General features: G+C 70.4%; 1 protein-coding gene. It reads right to left on the bottom strand.

What is annotated here, in order from left to right; translation table 11 throughout:
• Positions 1 to 1058 (bottom strand): condensation domain-containing protein (locus ACFWDO_RS21480; protein ID WP_380347223.1); only part of this gene is annotated, 1058 nt, incomplete at both ends.

Genomic DNA, 1058 nt, shown 5'->3' with positions numbered 1-1058 from the left:
GTTCCCGACAGCCGGGCCAGCAGAACGGCGAGTGCGGCGTGGACCACCATGAACGGGGTGACGTCCGCGGCGCGGGCGAGTCGCTCGATCTCGGTGTAGGTCCGGGCGGAGAGCTGCGTGGTGACGGCCTCGCCGCGCATCGAACGGCGAGCGGGCCGGGGCCGGTCGGTCGGCAACTCGAGCACTGCGGGCGCATCGGCCAATTGGGTTGTCCAGTACCGCAACTGGTCAGCGGCGAGCGAATCCGGATCCGCTTCGTCGCCGAGCAGGCGACGGTGCCAGTCGGCGTAGTCGGCGTACTGCACCCGAGGTGGCACCTGATCGGGTGCCGTTGCCTGCGACCGTGCCGCGTAGGCGGCGGCGAAGTCGGCTGCCAGCGGCGCCAACGACGTACCGTCACAGCAGATGTGGTGCAGGACGAGCACCAGCACATGCGTGTCGGGGCCGATCGTGAGCAAGTCCGCGCGCAACGGCGGGCGGGCACAGACATCGAAGCCGGCGGCCGTCAGCTCGCGGATCCGGCCGGCAAGCCGGTCCTGCCCGAGTTGTTCCGGGACACAGTCGAAGTCGGCCAGAGCCGCCTCGGCCGACAGAACCTCCTGCATACCGTGACCGTCACGGGCGGGGTAGCGCGTTCGCAGCGCCTCATGGCGATCGAGGACATCGCCCAGCGCCGTGCGCAGTGCGGCGGGATCGAGTCGCCCGGTCAACCGCAGGACCAGCGGAATGTTGTAGGCGGCGGACTCCGGGTCGACGCGGTTGATCAACCACATCCGATGTTGCGCGGGAGCCAGCGGCAACAGGCCGTCGCGCGCGATCGGTGTGAGTGTGGGCCGCACCCGGCGCCGTGCCCGGCCCACGCACGCGGCGAAGCCTGCCACCGTCGGGTTGCCGAACAGATCACGCACCGACAGTGCGCATTCGGTGGCATCGGCGACCCGGGCGACGGCGGCCGCCGCAGTGAGGGAGTTGCCGCCCACCTCGAAGAAATTGTCGAACGCGCCGACCCGGTCCATCTCGAGCACCTCGGCGAAGACGTGCGCGACGGTCTCTTCGGC

Origin of the sequence: Isoptericola sp. NPDC060185 (assembly GCF_042728595.1) — a bacterium.
In the GTDB taxonomy this organism is placed as follows: Bacteria; Actinomycetota; Actinomycetes; order Actinomycetales; family Cellulomonadaceae; genus Isoptericola.
The sequence above is the reverse complement of the archived record's forward strand: the minus strand, read 5'-3'. Positions and strand labels throughout refer to the sequence as shown.